General features: G+C 70.1%; 16 protein-coding genes. 10 read left to right on the plus strand and 6 right to left on the minus strand.

Going from position 1 to position 14,599, the window contains the following annotated elements; translation table 11 throughout:
• Positions 1-107 precede the first annotated feature (107 nt).
• Positions 108-1,514, minus strand: a complete 1,407-nt coding sequence (locus OG948_RS27415; protein WP_406300355.1) for an MFS transporter — start codon at positions 1,512-1,514, stop codon at positions 108-110.
• Between the two features lie 116 nt (positions 1,515-1,630).
• On the opposite strand from OG948_RS27415, the gene OG948_RS27420 reads away from it, so the two are divergent.
• A complete protein-coding gene (locus OG948_RS27420; RefSeq protein ID WP_406298990.1) occupies positions 1,631-2,077 on the plus strand; it encodes a winged helix-turn-helix transcriptional regulator in 447 nt (148 codons plus the stop codon).
• A 55-nt stretch (positions 2,078-2,132) separates the two neighbouring features.
• Here the strand turns inward: OG948_RS27420 and OG948_RS27425 are convergent, their stop codons facing one another.
• From OG948_RS27425 to OG948_RS27435, 3 genes are all read right to left on the minus strand, one after another.
• Positions 2,133-2,699 carry a hypothetical protein gene (locus tag OG948_RS27425; protein ID WP_406298991.1) on the minus strand — a complete coding sequence of 189 codons (567 nt, stop codon included), beginning with the start codon at positions 2,697-2,699 and terminating at the stop codon, positions 2,133-2,135.
• 70 nt (positions 2,700-2,769) lie between these two features.
• Complete coding sequence (locus OG948_RS27430) at positions 2,770-3,123, minus strand: hypothetical protein (RefSeq protein WP_406298992.1); 354 nt, start codon at positions 3,121-3,123, stop codon at positions 2,770-2,772.
• A gap of 187 nt (positions 3,124-3,310) precedes the next feature.
• Positions 3,311-3,904 carry a maleylpyruvate isomerase N-terminal domain-containing protein gene (locus tag OG948_RS27435; protein ID WP_406298993.1) on the minus strand — a complete coding sequence of 198 codons (594 nt, stop codon included), beginning with the start codon at positions 3,902-3,904 and terminating at the stop codon, positions 3,311-3,313.
• A 91-nt stretch (positions 3,905-3,995) separates the two neighbouring features.
• On the opposite strand from OG948_RS27435, the gene OG948_RS27440 reads away from it, so the two are divergent.
• The 4 genes from OG948_RS27440 to OG948_RS27455 all read left to right on the plus strand — a co-directional run bounded on the left by OG948_RS27440 (position 3,996) and on the right by OG948_RS27455 (position 7,990).
• The gene (locus OG948_RS27440) at positions 3,996-4,508 is read left to right on the plus strand and encodes a GNAT family N-acetyltransferase (RefSeq protein ID WP_406298994.1); all 513 of its coding nucleotides are present in this window, start codon (positions 3,996-3,998) and stop codon (positions 4,506-4,508) included.
• 437 nt (positions 4,509-4,945) lie between these two features.
• Entirely contained in the window at positions 4,946-6,052 is a 1,107-nt protein-coding gene (locus OG948_RS27445) for an alcohol dehydrogenase catalytic domain-containing protein (RefSeq protein WP_406298995.1), read from the plus strand.
• Between the two features lie 104 nt (positions 6,053-6,156).
• Positions 6,157-7,098 (plus strand): cyclase family protein, encoded by a 942-nt coding sequence (locus OG948_RS27450; RefSeq protein WP_406298996.1) that lies wholly within the window; start codon positions 6,157-6,159, stop codon positions 7,096-7,098.
• 412 nt (positions 7,099-7,510) lie between these two features.
• Positions 7,511-7,990 (plus strand): MarR family winged helix-turn-helix transcriptional regulator, encoded by a 480-nt coding sequence (locus tag OG948_RS27455; protein ID WP_406298997.1) that lies wholly within the window; start codon positions 7,511-7,513, stop codon positions 7,988-7,990.
• A gap of 201 nt (positions 7,991-8,191) precedes the next feature.
• Here OG948_RS27455 and OG948_RS27460 read toward each other — a convergent pair whose 3' ends face one another.
• The gene (locus OG948_RS27460) at positions 8,192-8,722 is read right to left on the minus strand and encodes a hypothetical protein (RefSeq protein ID WP_406298998.1); all 531 of its coding nucleotides are present in this window, start codon (positions 8,720-8,722) and stop codon (positions 8,192-8,194) included.
• Between the two features lie 656 nt (positions 8,723-9,378).
• On the opposite strand from OG948_RS27460, the gene OG948_RS27465 reads away from it, so the two are divergent.
• From OG948_RS27465 to OG948_RS27475, 3 genes are read left to right on the plus strand one after another with little or no spacing between them, the layout of a single operon-like run.
• Positions 9,379-10,176: a Scr1 family TA system antitoxin-like transcriptional regulator gene (locus OG948_RS27465; RefSeq protein ID WP_406298999.1), complete on the plus strand. Its 798-nt coding sequence runs from the start codon at positions 9,379-9,381 to the stop codon at positions 10,174-10,176.
• Positions 10,155-10,352, plus strand: a complete 198-nt coding sequence (locus OG948_RS27470) for a DUF397 domain-containing protein (RefSeq protein WP_406299000.1) — start codon at positions 10,155-10,157, stop codon at positions 10,350-10,352. Before OG948_RS27465 ends, OG948_RS27470 begins: the two co-directional genes overlap by 22 nt.
• Before the next feature lie 33 nt (positions 10,353-10,385).
• Positions 10,386-10,583 (plus strand): DUF397 domain-containing protein, encoded by a 198-nt coding sequence (locus OG948_RS27475; protein ID WP_406299001.1) that lies wholly within the window; start codon positions 10,386-10,388, stop codon positions 10,581-10,583.
• A gap of 68 nt (positions 10,584-10,651) precedes the next feature.
• On the opposite strand, the gene OG948_RS27480 is transcribed toward OG948_RS27475, so the two are convergent.
• Positions 10,652-11,467: a coniferyl-alcohol dehydrogenase gene (locus OG948_RS27480; protein WP_406299002.1), complete on the minus strand. Its 816-nt coding sequence runs from the start codon at positions 11,465-11,467 to the stop codon at positions 10,652-10,654.
• 130 nt (positions 11,468-11,597) lie between these two features.
• Here OG948_RS27480 and OG948_RS27485 point away from each other — a divergent pair, with 130 nt between their 5' ends.
• Positions 11,598-12,596 carry an enoyl-CoA hydratase/isomerase family protein gene (locus OG948_RS27485; RefSeq protein ID WP_406299003.1) on the plus strand — a complete coding sequence of 333 codons (999 nt, stop codon included), beginning with the start codon at positions 11,598-11,600 and terminating at the stop codon, positions 12,594-12,596.
• A complete protein-coding gene (locus OG948_RS27490) occupies positions 12,593-13,618 on the plus strand; it encodes a TIGR03617 family F420-dependent LLM class oxidoreductase (protein WP_406299004.1) in 1,026 nt (341 codons plus the stop codon). The genes OG948_RS27485 and OG948_RS27490 overlap by 4 nt, the downstream gene beginning before the upstream one ends.
• Positions 13,619-14,599: the final 981 nt, after the last annotated feature.

Genomic DNA, 14,599 nt, shown 5'->3' on the forward strand with positions numbered 1-14,599 from the left:
GGAGTCGACCGTGAGCGACCGATCCTCCCGACCGCGTCCGGCGCTGCGTCCGCCGTGGTCCTGGCTGCTGCTTGTGCTCGTCGTCGGCGTGGTCGTGAACGTACTGATCACGGTGTGACGGGCGGCGCCGCTGACCCGCCCTCCACCCGGTGCGCGCGCACCAGTTCCAGCACCCACACCAGCAGCGCCAGGGCCCCGAAGGCCGCGCCCAGCACGCACACCGCAAGCCAGCCGGCCGCCGCGTACAGGGTGGTCGAGGCGATCGCGCCGCCCGCGCTGCCGATCGAGTAGAAGATCATGTAGCCGCCGATCAGCCGGCTGCCGGCATCCGGGCGCAACGGGTGGATCAACGTCTGGCTGGTGACGTGGACCGCCTGTACGGCGAGGTCGAGCACGATGGTGCCCAGGACCAGTGCCCACAGCGACTGGCGGGTGAAGGCGAGCGGCAGCCAGGACAGGGTGAGCAGCACCAGCGCGATCCCGGTGACCCGGTTCGCGTGTCCTCGGTCGCTCAGCCGCCCGGCCGGGATCGCGCCGAGCGCCCCGGCCGCGCCGGCCAGGCCGAAGGCGCCGATCGCGGTGTGCGACAGCGACAGCGGCGGCTCGCTCAACGGGAGTGCGACGCTGCTCCACAGGGTGCTGAAGGCGGCGAAGATCAGCAGCGCGAAGAGCGCGCGGACCCGGAAGAGGCGTTCCTCGACGAACAGCGTCACGGTCGAGACGAGCAGCTTGCGATAGGACGGTGGCGCCTTCCGATCGCCCGGCGGCGTGTCGACGGAAGCGGGCACCCGATCGTCGCGCCGACGCGGCAGCACTCGGTACAGCGTCCCGGCCAGCGCCAGGGTCAGCGCGGCGAAGCCGAGGTACACCGCGCGCCAGCCCGCCAGGTCGGCCACCGTGCCGGAGACGGTGCGGGCGAGCAGGATGCCGGTGACCACGCCGCTGGTCACCGAACCGACGACGCGACCGCGTTCGGCCGGCGCGGCCAGCGCGGCGGCATAGGCGACGACCGCCTGGGTGACCACCGCGAGCAGGCCCACGGCGATCATCGCGACGAACAGCAGCGCGGCGTTGCCGGCCAGCCCGACGGCGGCCAACGCGGCGGCCAGCAGCGCGAATTGGCCGACGAGCAGCCGGCGACGGTCGATCAGGTCGCCGAGCGGGACGAGTAGGAACAGGCCGAATCCGTAGCCGACCTGGGTCAGCGTGACCACGACGCCCACGGTGCCGGCGGCGAGACCGAGGTCGTGCCCCATGGTCACCAGGAGCGGTTGGGCGAGGTAGACGTTCGCGACGGCGACGCCGGCGGCGATCGCGAAGACGAGGGTGAGCGCACGGGGGAGCGAGCCGGATCCGGCGGTCGGCGCGGTGCCCACGGCTTCCCGGGTTCGCGCTTCGGCCCTCTTCCCGGTTCGCGCTTCGCTCACCTTCCCGGTTCGCGCGTCGGTCCTCTCCGCGGTGCGGTCTTTGCTCCTCTCCCCGGTGTGCTCCGGCGCGTCGTGCTCGGCAGCCATGTCCCACTCCTCGTGCATCTGGTTGCAAGTTGCCACCGGATGCACGCTAGACGAGCTTGGTAGCATGTTGCAACCAGGGTGATGATGGGTGATCGCCCGGCAGGAGAGGACGAGGCATGGTGCAGCGCACACGGTTCGACGACAGCACGTGTCCGGTGGCCCGGTCCGTGGACGCGATCGGCGACTGGTGGTCGCTGCTGATCGTGCGCGACGCGTTCGACGGGAGCCGGCGGTTCGGCGAGTTCCAGCGCAGCCTGGGCGTGGCCAAGAACATCCTGACCACACGGCTGCGCGCGCTGGTGGCCGGCGGGATCATGGAGGTGGTGCCCGCGTCGGACGGCAGCGCCTACGGCGAGTACGTGCTGACCGCCAAGGGCCGCGACCTGTTCACCGTGATCGTCGCGCTGCGGCAGTGGGGCGAGGCGCACTGGTTCGAGCCGGCCGAGCCGCAGTCCAGCCTGCTGGACCGCCGCGACGGCCGGCCGCTGCGGGCGCTCGAGGTGCACGCCGCGGACGGCCGGCGGATCCGGCCGGAGGACACCGAGGTACGCAAGGTCGAGTGAGCCGCGAGCGGCCCGGGGACGGGTGAGCCGCGACCGCCCCGGGACCGCGATCGACCTACCGCGCGGGCGCCGCCACCAGGCCCAGGCGGGTCAGCAGGTCGAAGAACAACCGCTCGACGAACGGATCCCGCTTCAGGGCCAGCAATTCCAGGACGGGCTCGGGCCGCACCTGGTACCCGGCCGCCGCGGCCCACCGGACCGCGGCCTCCGCGACGCGCGGCCGATCCTCCTCCAGCCACGCGGCGGCCTCGTCCCGGAACCGGGCGAAGTCGCCCCGCCCGCCCGCGCGTTCCCAACGGTCCTGGGCCAACCGCGAGGCGGCGGTGCCGGGGTCGAGCCAGCCCTCCCAGAAGTGCGTCCCGCTCAGCCCCTGGACGTGCGCGACATCGCTCTCGAACACGCCACACACCAGTACGGGGGAGCCGGTTCGGGCGGCCAGGTCGGTCAGCCACGGCCCCTGGAAGGCGTACGGATCCTCGAAGTGCCGCACGTGCACCGCGCGCCAGCCGTCGAGGTAGGACCACTCGCCGTAGACCGGATGTCCGTTTCCGCCGACGAAGGGGGCCAGGTCCGTCAACGGCGTTTGTGCGCGTAATACGACGATGTCCCCGTTGAATCCCATGGCCCACCCCTTCGGTCGCGATGTCCGTCGGGGTTCAACGTAGATACCGCGTCCGACAACCGACCGGGTGTCAGGTCCGCGCCTCGGGGACCTGCTCCACGGCGCTCGTTCCGCTGCCCGGCCTGGATTCCCACTCCCAGGTCTCCTCCAGCCGGATCCGCCCGTCCGGCAACACGAGCACGGCACTGACGCAGTGCCCGGACGCGGTGGCGCCGGACCGGTTGAGTTGCGTGTAGCGAAAGTCCAGCGTGTCCGCCTCCCGAGTGCCGATCAGGTGGCCCCGCACGATGTCGCCGCCGCTGTACTCGGCCCAGATCACGCCGTCACGCTCGTGGTACGTGAAGAATGTGGAAGCGTCCACCTCGCCGTGCTCGGGACGATCGAGCGGGGCGAAGCCGAGTCCATCCAGGGACGGTGCGGGCATGGTGCGTACCTCCGACGGGCGGTGTGCGGTCGGGCATGCGACGCGCGACCGGGCACCCGGTGTCGTGCCGGGCACCGCGCGTGCGGTACTCGGCTCCGGGTGCGCGACGCGGCGCTCGGACGCGAGCAGCGTAGACGCGGGGCGCCTGGATCGACGTCCTCCACCCGGAGGATCCGACGGCCCCGGCCTACGTCGCGGGGAGGCCCTGCCAGCGCCACTTGCCGACCCGGCGCGGGTGACCGGGGAGTTCGGTACGGCCGGTGCACCACAACAGAGTGGGCCAGGCGTCGAAACCGGTGGGCGCGTCGGGGAACATCCGCGCCCGCACCCGGGCGCAGATCCGCGGATCGGGCCGGTAGGCCAGGTCGAGTCCGGCCGCCAGGTCGTGCATGTGGACCATGACCTCGACCATGCCCATTCCCGCGAAGCCGTCCGGGTCGGAGATCCCGTACGGATGGAACGCGCGGGCCGAGTCGGGCCGGGTGGCCACCATGGCGGTGAGGAATGCCCCGCCGGCCCGGACCGCGTGCAGGATCTCGGCCGGCGTCGCGTCGGCGTCGGCCTCGATGTCCACCGGGAGGTAGTCGTCCATCCGGCTCGACGCGAGTTGGCCGGCGTACGCGTACAGATCGCCGACGATGTGGACCAGGGTGTAACGACAGTCCCATTCCAATTCCCCCGCCCGGCGTGACCAGTCCCGTTCGCTCTCGGTTGCCTCGGTCAACACCGCGACGGCGTGTGCGACCGTCGATTCCACGTCCTGTGCAGCCTGTGATCCCATTCGGCGATTTATACCGGGGGTGGGTGCGAAGGCGCATGTCCATTCGGTGAGGATGGTGGTTCTGCCGGCCACCGCGTCCCCGGAGAGCATCATGACCACCGCCACCACGACCGCGACCATCGTGCCGATGCGTGCCGAGCACGCCGACCAGGTGCTCGCGATCTATCAGCTCGGCATCGACGGCGGGGACGCCACCTTCCAGGAGAGCGCGCCGGACTGGGCCGAATTCGACGCGGGCAAACTGCCCGAGCACCGCTTCGTCGCGCTCGACGGGGCGACCGGCACGGTGCTGGGTTGGGTGGCCGCGAGCCCGACGTCCAAGCGCGCGGTCTACCGCGGTGTGGTGGAGACCTCGGTCTACGTCCACCCCGACGCGGCGGGCCGAGGCGTGGGCCGCGCCCTGCTGACCGCGCAGATCGCCTCGACCGAGGCGGCCGGCGTGTGGACCATCCAGGCCGGCGTCTTCCCGGAGAACACCGGCAGCCTCGCCCTGCACGCGGCTCTGGGTTTCCGCACCATCGGCACCCGCGAGCGGGTCGGCCGGCACCACGGCCGCTGGCGCGATGTCATCCTCCTGGAACGCCGCAGTCCGACGGTGGACTGAGCGGAGCGCGCACGCTTGCGGGTCGCGGCGGGTCGCGGCGGGTCGCGGCGGGTCGCGGTGCGTCGCGGGGGAGAGGTGCACCCTCCGGATCGTGGTGGGTCGAGTGGGACGCGCACGCTTCCGGATCGCGGTGGGCCGAGCGGGACGCGCACCCGACGGATCGCGGTGGGCGGGGCGCGCGCCCTTCGCGGCGCGGCCCTCGACGCGCCCACGATCGCCGCTCGCGCCCGCCTCCGCGCCCGGCGACCGCCGTCGTCAAACGTCCGACGGGTCGTCAGATCCCAGGCCCGCTATGCCTTGACCTCTTCGGCGCGCGGTGAATAATCGACATCGTTGTAGTGATCAAGGATGTGGAAGTTCGGCTTGGGGTGGGCCGGTCCGGTGCGCGGCGAACACACCTCGCGGCGGGCCGTCCGCCCGGAACGAGGAGACGGTACATGCGCGCGATCCTGCACACCGCCACGGGCGCCGAGATCCGGGACGATGTCACCGTACGTGACCCGGAGGCCGGTGAGGTCCTGGTACGGATCGTCGCGACCGGGGTCTGCCACAGCGACGTCAGCGTGCTGGAGGGCGTCATCGAGTGGCCCACGCCGTCCGTGCTCGGGCACGAGGGCGCCGGGATCGTGGAGAAGGTCGGCGCGGGCGTCGGTACGGTCGCGCCCGGCGACCACGTGGTGATCACCACGATCGCCGCGTGCGGGATGTGTCGGCACTGCCAGACCGGCCACCCCAACCGCTGCCGCCAGACGCTGGGCAACCGGGGCACGCCGTTCGCGATCGGTGACGAGCCGGTGTGGAACTTCGCCGGTGCGTCCACCTTCGCCGAGCTCACCCTGGTCAAGGAAATCCAGTGCGTGACCATCCCCAAGGACGTGCCGCTGACCTCCGCGTGCCTGGTGCCGTGCGGCGTGGTCACCGGCTCGGGCGCGGTGCTCAACCGGGCGAACGTACTGCCCGGTCAGACCGCGGCCGTGATCGGCCTCGGCGGCGTCGGCCTGTCCGCCGTCCAGGCGCTCCGGCTCAAGGGCGCCGGCCGCGTGGTCGGCATCGACACCGTGCCCGGCAAGTTCGAGCTGGCCGGCAAGTTCGGCGCGACCGACTTCGTCAAGTCCGGGAAGGACGTGGACGTCGCGGACGAGATCCGCACCCTGTTCCCGTACAGCGACGAGGTCAAGGTCGGCGTGTTCGGCGCGGGCGGCGTGGACTGGATCTTCGAGTGCACCGGCATCCCGGCGGTCCTGGAGAACGCCATGGAGGCCCTGGACTGGGGCGGCACGCTGATCGCCGTCGGCCAGCCCGCGCAGACCGCGACCGCCAACATCCGGATCGCCAACCTGCTCCAGTGCGACCGGGGCATCCTGGGCACGCGCGCCGGCGGGGTGCGTCCGCACGAGGACATTCGGGCGATCGTCGAGCTGTACCGCCAGGGCAAGTTCGACCTGGACGCGCTGGTCTCCAAGGTCTATCCCGCCGACGGCTTCCACGACGTGCTCGACGACATGCACAACGGCCGGATCGCGCGCGGCGTCATCGCGTTCTGAGGCCCGCCCGGCCCGGATCGACCGGCCGGATCGCCGATCCGACCGGCCCGCTCGCCGGTTGCGGATCGCCGATCCGGCCGGCCGCCCGAGAGGACCGCCGACCCATGACGGACGACACCCGACCCGGTACGGACGAGCCGGTGCCCGCCGCCGGGAACTGGGGCCGCTGGGGCCCCGAGGACGAGCGCGGGGCGCTCAACCTGATCGAACCGGCGGGCGTCCGGGCCGCCGCGCACGAGATCCGGACCGGGCGCTCGTACTCGCTCGCACTGCCCATCACGCGCGGCAACCAGCCCGCCTTCGACTTCCGCGGCTCACCGCAGCGGCTGACCCTGGTCAGCCAGACCGACGCGATGTTCGAGGGGTTCGAGGGCGGCGACGACGTCGGCTCGAACGAGGACGTGCTGATCATCCCGTCGCACAACCTCACGCACATGGACGCGCTGTGCCACGTGCAGGCCAAGGGCCGCTTCTACAACGGCTTCCCGGCCGACACGTTCCGCTCGCACACCGGCGCCGGCCGCTGCGGGATCGACAAGCTCGGCGCGTTCGCGGCCCGGGCGGTGCTGCTGGACCTGCCTCGGTACTTCGATACGCCGCACCTGGAGGGCGGATACAAGATCACCGGCGCCGACCTGGCCGGATGCGCCGAGCGACAGGGCGTCGAGGTCCGCTCCGGCGACGCGCTGCTGGTCCGCACCGGCTATCTCGACGAGTACCGCGCCATCACGGCCTCGGGCCGCGAACCGTCGTTCGCGCAGCCGGGCCTGTCCCTCGACGCGGTGGAGTACGTCCGGGCGCGGGACATCAGCGTCGTGGGCGCGGACAACAGCGCGATCGAGTGCATTCCGTTCGACGATCGGTTCCTGTCGGTACACATCGCGTTGCTGGTCGAATCGGGCGTCCCGCTTCTCGAACACCTGTGGTTGAGCGAGCTCGCCGAGGCGATGGCGGAGGCGGGCGCCTATTCGTGCCTGTTGTGTGTTGCGCCGCTTCCGGTCACCGGCGCAACGGGTAGCCCCATCAATCCGGTTGCCATTGTCTGATCGTCTGACGACTGACATAGTCCATGGGCAGGTCGTCTCGGTCTCGTTTCCTCCGTCGGGACCGAGGCGACCGCTTAGCCGAGACGGTTAGTCGAGTCGGTTAGTCGAGTCGCTTGGGCCCGCCGCCGGGCCGCGGAAACAACATGTGTGATCACACATGATCGCGGGTGCGTCGCGTATGTAGCGCAGACCCCGCCCCACGGATCTCGACGGATCTCCACCGATCTCGACCGATCTCGACGGTTCTCCGCGAGCCTTCCCGGACGTGAAGCCTCGTTCGTGGGTCCGCAATGCCGAACCTTTAGTCGCGGTGTACAACCCAACCCAACCCGGCTTCGGAAATCCGGCCCGAGATATGCACGTTATCGCACAGTATTAAATTGACGCAGTCAAGGACTGCTATCATGGTCGGGTGAACTCCACCGAAAACGTCGAAGCGATCCAGCGGGCGCTGGAGGCCCTGCTTCGGCGCCACGCCAGCCGCCGAGTGTACGCGGGCCAGGCCGCCGCGGCGGGCGCGACCATCTCGCAGCCCGCCTACGTGCTGCTGCGCCGAATCGAGAAGCAAGGTCCGCTCCCCATGGGGGAGTTGGCGCGCATGACCAACATGGACCCGGGCGCCACCGCCCGCCAGGTGGGCCAACTGGAGCGGGACGGCTACGTACGGCGCTCACCCAGCCCGGACGACGGACGGGTCAGCCTCGTCTCGCTGACGCCGCGCGGCGACTCGGTCCGGCGCCGGCTCAACGACGTCATGGATCGGCGGATGAGCGAGATGCTCGACCGCTGGAGCGACACGGACCGCGAGACGTTCGCCACCCTGCTGCAGCGATTCGTCGAGGAGATGGCCGAGGGCGAGATTCCCGCCGCCATCGAGGACCCAGCCGTCTGAGCACGGCCGGCGCCTTCGGGCGGCGCGCCCGACAATTCGTCATACCCCAAATTGCCAGGGCTTCTCGTTGCGAGAGGCCCTGGCAATTTGCGTGAGCCATCGACTTGTCCACAAAGCCGGCCGCATCCGCATCCGCATCCGTATCCGGGTTTCGACTGTCAGCTATCCGACGCCCGGTTCGGCGGACCGCCCGGCAATGTCCTACGCGCTGTCGGTAGCCCCGATATCGGTGCGGTCGAGGCCGTATTCGCCGCCGATCGGGAACGGCGCGGCGTTGTCCCCGGCTCTCGGGCTTCCATTCGGAAACGGGGGATGCGCCCAATCCGCCACGGGGCCCATAGGGCGGTCGATCGGTTCGAGATCCGCCGACAGCGCGAACCAGGCGGGACCGCCCGGCGGTTGGACGATCGCCAATGTGCCCTTGTCCACGGCCCACAACTCCATGACCGCGCCGACCGGCCGCTCCTTCGCGTCCTGCGCTCCGACGTACGCGACGCGCTCGTACAGGACCGGCCGAGAGATCCGGAGAATGACCAGGTCCCGGATTCGGCAGGTGAATTCGATGCCGCTTCGCAGGCGCAGGTGGACCTGCCGACCCCATACATCCATGAGCACGCCTTCACGACCGGAGCAGGCGTCGCGGCACCACGCATGCCGGTAGCGCTCGAAGAACGCGCGGCCTCTGTCGAGGTCCCGCTGCGTGCTCCCCGCAAGCTGCTTCGAGGCGGTCATCGCCCGTCCCGCCCACCTGAGCGCGGCGTGCGAAACCGCACCGACAACCGCCAGGCCCGCCAGGTCTGCCAGGTCCGCCAAGTCCTCCCCCAACGACGATGAGAACGCAGGTGCCTAAGGACCTGCGTCGGGTGCGGGGCACGCGGGGCAGGTCGGAGAGCGCAGAAGTCCGCTTCGTCGACCCACTTCCGGACGAGCAGGCGCAACTGCTCGTCCCGCGCGTCGCGTTCCGGTGCCGACACGAGCGTCGAGCTTCGTTGGGTCCATCCGATGCGATCTGTCATCGTGATGACGTGTCCTTTCTCGTTTCGGGCACGCAGGGGGCGAGACGCTGTCCAGGCATTCACTCGCCCCCTACCTCCCATCCCTCGTCGGGCCGCCGCTCGACCACGGAACGGCTGCGCCGACTCCCTCGCCCCGCACGGTCGGTCAGGGAAAGGGCGGCCTTGGCGCACGCGGGAGTCCATCGCGCGCCGGAGTGGCCCTCTGCGGTTGCGGTGGGTGGTGATTCGGCCACTCTGTGATCCAGGATCGGCCAATCGCCCTAGTCTTTGAAGAAACCCACCGTTGCGGATGCAATTGGAACGAAGAGGGGTACGGGTGTGCGATTCCGGGAGCGTCGGACCGATCCGACAAACGGATCACCTCGTCAGCGCGTGGCCGCCCAGATTCGCGAGCATCGAACGCGAGCCGGCATGTCCGTAACGGAGTTGGCCGACGTCGTTGGCTACAGCAAGGCGTCGATGAGCCGCTTCGAGACGTGCGACAGTCCGGTCCCGGAAGAACTGTGCCCGAAGCTCGACGCGGCGTTCGGCACGAACGGCCTGTTCACCGCTCTGTTCGAGATGCTGCGCGGAGTGCGGTTCCCGGATCGGTACTTGGAGTACATGAGCCTGGAGAACGACGCCTTTGGCTTGAGGGAGTGGGCGGGGTTCCGCATTCCCGGACTACTCCAGACCCCGGCATACGCGCGCGCGGTCTTCCGGGAGGCGGACCGGGGGGCAACCGAAGAAGAGATCGAAGCGCGCGTCGCTGCCCGGATGGACCGACGCGCAATCTTCGACAAAGACCCAAGCCCCTACTTCGCGGCGATCCTTGACGAGTCGGTCCTACGCCGCTGGATCGGTGGACCGATCGTCATGGCGGAACAACTCGCTGCCCTCCTGCCGATGATGGATCACGAGTACGGCACCGCTCGGGTGCTGCCCCTCTGCCGCGGCGAATTCGGCCTCAGCGAGGCAACGCAGATCGTGATCGAGCTGGAGGACGGTACGTCGCTGATCTACGTGGAAGGCAGCGCGAGTGGGCAGATCCTTGAGGATCCGGACGTCGTCACCATGCGCAAACGCACCTACGATCGGGTGAGTGCCTACGCCCTGACCCCGAGGGAATCGGCAGCCATGATCCGCGCCGCAATCAAGGAGTACGAGGCATGCACGCAATCCCCGATCTGAGCGCCGCTGCCTGGCGTAAGTCGAGTCACAGCAACGACGATCAAGGCGCGTGCGTCGAAGTTGCCGATGGCTTCCCGGGTTTCGTCCCCGTTCGCGACAGCAAGGACCCCAGCGTCGGTTGTCTGGTCGTGTCTGCGGGTTCGTGGGGTTTCCTCATGACGTCGTTGCGCGGCTGACGCAACCGGGTTGCCGTGGAAGGAGTACGAGGCGTGCACGAATTGCCTGATCTGAGCGCCGTTGCTTGGCGTAGGTCGACCCACAGCAACTCTGACCAGGGTGCGTGCGTCGAGGTCTCCGACGGCCTTCCCGGCGTCGTCCCCGTCCGGGACAGCAAGGACCCGAGCGTCGGCTGTCTGATTGTTCCTGTCGCTTCATGGGGTGTGCTCACGGCGTCGTTGCGCGGCTGAGGCGATCGGCCTGCCCCGTCGCCCGAATCGGTGGGTGACGGGGCATCGTCCTCGGTACGCGGCTCGCGCTACGCCAGGCCGGAGAAGTCGAGGTTTCCGACGGTCAGGCCGGCGTTGAAGCCGCCGTCCAGGTTGATGTTCACGCCGTTGAGGAAGCCGGAGGCTTCCGCGCCCAGGAACGCGAGCGCGAGGGCGACGTCGCGGCCGGTGGCGAGTCGGCCGTTGCCCTGGGAGATGTTCCAGTCGATCACCTTGTCGGAGATCGTCTTACGGAAGTCCGGCAGCAGCGGGGTATCGATCGGCGACGGGCACACGCTGTTGATCCGCAGGCCCTTCGCCGCGGCCGTACGGGCGTAATACATCGTGTAAACCTGTACGAGCTCCTTGCTGTAGCTGTAGGCGTCGCTGCCGAGTTCGTTGCTCGCGAGCCATTTCTGCGCGGCGTCCCAGTCCTCGATCGCGATCAACTGCTTGATCGCCTCCAGGTGGGCAGGCCACGAAATCCCCGCGATCGACGCGGTGTTCACGATCGCCGCGCCCTCGGGCAGCGCGCCCTTGGCCACGAGTGCCTCGGTCAACCGGCGCAACGAGAGGTAGTTGATCGCGAACACGGCCGGCGCGGGCAGCGTGCTGGCCACGCCCGCGTTGTTGAACAGCGCGTGTACCGGGCCGTCGATCGCGTCGACGGCGGCGTCGACCGACGCGGCGTCCGACAGGTCGGTCCGGATGAATGTGTGCGCCGAGCCGGTCGGCTCCTTGAGGTCGAGCACGGTGATGTGCTCTGCACCCTGCTCGGCCAGCACCTCGACCAGGGCGGCGCCCACACCCGAGAAGCCTCCCGTGACGACAACGCGCTTACCTTCGAACCCGAACGGGTTGGTCATGGTGTGGAGTCCCCTCGTGACAGTGGTTGGTCAGACCCTAGGATCGTCCCTTGATTCGGTCAACGATCTGCCCGGGGTGTTCTCGTTGCGTTCGCTTGACCTTGTCAAGGACTCGGCTTACCGTCCCAGAGTGATCCAGTTCGCTATTCACGACGGCATCGCCGTCATCACGCTTGACCGGCCCGAGAAGCTCAACGTGTTCTCCGGCGGGATGGGCGTCGCCCTGGGAGACGCGTACGCGCGTTGCGACGTGGACGACGCGGTGCGGGTGGTGGTGCTGACCGGCGCGGGGCGGGCGTTCTGCGCCGGGGCCGACATGTCGCCGGCCGCGGACACTTTTGCGGGGCCGGAGTCGGGGCCGCCGGGGTCCGAGCGGGGCTCGGGGTCGGGGTCGGCGTACGGACCGGAGCCGGAGCCGAGGTCGGGGTCCGGGCTGGGGTCGGTGTCGCCGGCGGCGTTGGCGTCGGCGTACGGACCAGAGTCGAAGCCGGAGCCCGGTGGGCGTGGGTGTGCGCCTGCGCGTGCGCGGGAGTTCAGTGCGTCGCCGGTCCGGCCGCCCGCCTGGGCCGTGCGCAAGCCGGTGATCGCGGCGATCAACGGGCACGCGATCGGCATCGGGTTCACCCTGGCGATGCAGTGCGACATCCGGATCGTGGCCGAGGACGCGAAGTTGGCGATTCCCCAGGTGCGGCGCGGCATGGTGCCCGACGCGCAGTCGCACTGGACGGTGCCGACCGCCACCTCGCGAGCGGTGGCCGCCGACATCCTGTTGACCGGGCGTACGTTCCGGGGGAGCGAGGCACTCGCGCTGGGGCTTGCCTCGCGCGCGCTGCCCGCCGCCGAGGTATTGCCCGCCGCGCTGGAGATCGCCCGCGACATCGCCACCAACGTGCACCCGGTGTCCGCCGCGCTCACCAAACGCCTGCTGTGGGCGGACGCCGGTCCGGACGAGGTCGAGCGACTCGAAACCGCCTATCACCGCATCCTGATGGGCACCGAGGACGCGCGCGAGGGCCCGCGCGCCTGGTCGGAACGGCGCGCGCCGCGCTGGACCGGCACGGTCACCGGCGCGTGGGACCGTGTACACGAAGCGGAAACCGCGAAATCCTCGGTACAGGAGAACAAGTGACGCCCCCTCAGCTCGATGTCATGGCAGCCGGCCTCACCCTGCGCGGCATGCAACGCGCCGCAGCCGCCACCGAGCGGGCCGGCTTCGACGGGCTATGGCTCACCGAAGGCGGCCGCACCGCGTACACCGCCGCGACCGCCGCGGCGCTGGCCACCGAGAGCCTGACCATCGGCACCGGCATCGCGGTCGCCTTCGCCCGCAGCCCGATGGTCACCGCGTCGGCGGCCTGGGAACTCGCCGAGGCCACCGGCGGACGCTTCGTCCTGGGCCTGGGCACGCAGGTACGACCGCACATCGAACGGCGCTACTCGGCCGAGTTCGACCAGCCGGGACCGCGACTGCGCGAGTACGTCGGCGCGTTGCGGGCGATCTGGGCGGCCTTCCGGGGTGAGGAACGACTGCGGTTCAAGGGCGAGTTCTATCGCTTCACGCTGATGACGCCGGAGTGGACGCCGGGCGGCTCGATCGCCGACCCGCCGATCTACCTGGCCGGGGTCAACCCGTGGATGTTGCGGATGATCGGCGAGGTGGCCGACGGCCTGCACGTCCACCCGCTGCACAGCGTGCGCTACATCGAGGAGGTGGTCCGCCCCCAACTCGCCGCCGGCGGCGCGGCCGACGACTTCGCGCTGGTCTGCCCGGTGATGACCGCGACCGGCGACACCGACGAGGAGATCGAGGCCGAACGCGAGAAGCTGCGCCTGCGCTTGGCCTTCTACGGCTCGACACCCGGCTACGCCAAGGTCTTCGAGACCCACGGCTGGGACGACCTCCAACCCCGCCTGAACCGCCTCTTCGCTGCCAAGGACCGCGCGGGCATGGCCGCCGCGATCGACGACGAGGTTTTGGACACCCTGACGGTGAGCGCCCCGTGGGACGGCCTGGCCCAAGCCCTGATGAACCGCTACCGCGGCGTCGCGACCCGCGTGGTCGCGTACTCGGCGGTCAGCACCTGGCGCGAGGACACCAGCGCGGTGGAACGCTGGACGGAGGTCGCAGCCGCGTTCCATGAGCTGGCGTGAGGGCAGCCGGCCGGGGCGGCGGCGCAACGACAAGGCGCTTCACTCGGCTGGGCGGGGTAGGCGGTCCTGAGACGCAACGCCCTGCTGCGCGCGGCCGGGGCAGCTCGGGATGAAGGTTGCTCGGGGTCGTCACGAGGGTTGCGTTGTCCGGCGAGCCGGGGCCTGGGCCGGCAGAAAAAGCGACCACCACCGGCGGCGGGAGAGGGCGGCCCTTTGGTCGGGCTTACCGAGGACCCTCCCGAGTGACCAGTGCTCTTCACGGAGAGCACTGCTCTCGGCGTGCGTTGCGCGTCGGTGAGGGTCGGGCGCGGGTGGGCTTGTGCTCGGGGGTCGGCGTTGGCCGGTGTCGGTCGGTGTCGGTCGGCCCGGTCCCGGGATGCTGGTGGTGGGGCTGATTTCTCGGGCGAGGTGCGGGTTTTGCTCGGCAGGAACGCCGCCGACAACAGTGGAGGGCGTGGGCGGCCGGGTGCGGCTGGCCGGGGCGCGTTCGCGAGTCCCGAGTGACCCGTGCTCTTTACAGAGAGCACTGCTCTCGGCGTGCGTTGCGTGTGTCGGCGGGGTCGGGCGCGGGTGGCCTTGTGCTCACTGGTCGGCACAGGGCGGTGTCGGTCGGATCGGTGTGGTCTATCGGCGGTCGGGAGCTCTAGTCCTCCGGCGAGATCCGGGCTTTGTTTGCCATGAAAGGCGCCGGCAACGGCGGAGGGCGTGGGTGGCCCGGTGAGGTTCGCCGGGGAGTCTTCCCGAGTGAGTTGGCTCTTTGTGAGAGCACTGCTCGCGGTATGCCTTGCGCGCCGGCGTAGCCGGGGAGGGGGTGAGGTTGGCCGGGGCCGGGGCGGTTCCCGAGTGACCCGTGCTCTTCACGGAGAGCACTGCTCTCGGTGTGCACTGCGGGTCGGTGGGGTCGGATGCTGGCGGCTTTGTGAGCAGGGGTTGGCGTTGGTCGGTGTCGGTCGGCTCGGCCCCGGGTCGCCAGCGGTGGAG

Source organism: Embleya sp. NBC_00888, from assembly GCF_045207655.1.
Classification (GTDB): Bacteria; Actinomycetota; Actinomycetes; order Streptomycetales; family Streptomycetaceae; genus Embleya.

Bases quoted from the DNA above. Each gene is read 5' to 3' on its own strand.
- OG948_RS27470 (WP_406299000.1), top strand. From the start codon at position 10,155: ATGCACGCAATCCCCGATCTGAGCGCCGCTGCCTGGCGTAAGTCGAGT.
- OG948_RS27445 (WP_406298995.1), top strand. From the start codon at position 4,946: ATGCGCGCGATCCTGCACACCGCCACGGGCGCCGAGATCCGGGACGAT.
- OG948_RS27425 (WP_406298991.1), bottom strand. From the start codon at position 2,699: ATGGGATTCAACGGGGACATCGTCGTATTACGCGCACAAACGCCGTTG.
- OG948_RS27480 (WP_406299002.1), bottom strand. From the start codon at position 11,467: ATGACCAACCCGTTCGGGTTCGAAGGTAAGCGCGTTGTCGTCACGGGA.
- OG948_RS27430 (WP_406298992.1), bottom strand. From the start codon at position 3,123: ATGCCCGCACCGTCCCTGGATGGACTCGGCTTCGCCCCGCTCGATCGT.
- OG948_RS27435 (WP_406298993.1), bottom strand. From the start codon at position 3,904: ATGGGATCACAGGCTGCACAGGACGTGGAATCGACGGTCGCACACGCC.
- OG948_RS27460 (WP_406298998.1), bottom strand. From the start codon at position 8,722: ATGACCGCCTCGAAGCAGCTTGCGGGGAGCACGCAGCGGGACCTCGAC.
- OG948_RS27440 (WP_406298994.1), top strand. From the start codon at position 3,996: ATGACCACCGCCACCACGACCGCGACCATCGTGCCGATGCGTGCCGAG.
- OG948_RS27420 (WP_406298990.1), top strand. From the start codon at position 1,631: ATGGTGCAGCGCACACGGTTCGACGACAGCACGTGTCCGGTGGCCCGG.
- OG948_RS27415 (WP_406300355.1), bottom strand. From the start codon at position 1,514: ATGGCTGCCGAGCACGACGCGCCGGAGCACACCGGGGAGAGGAGCAAA.
- OG948_RS27450 (WP_406298996.1), top strand. From the start codon at position 6,157: ATGACGGACGACACCCGACCCGGTACGGACGAGCCGGTGCCCGCCGCC.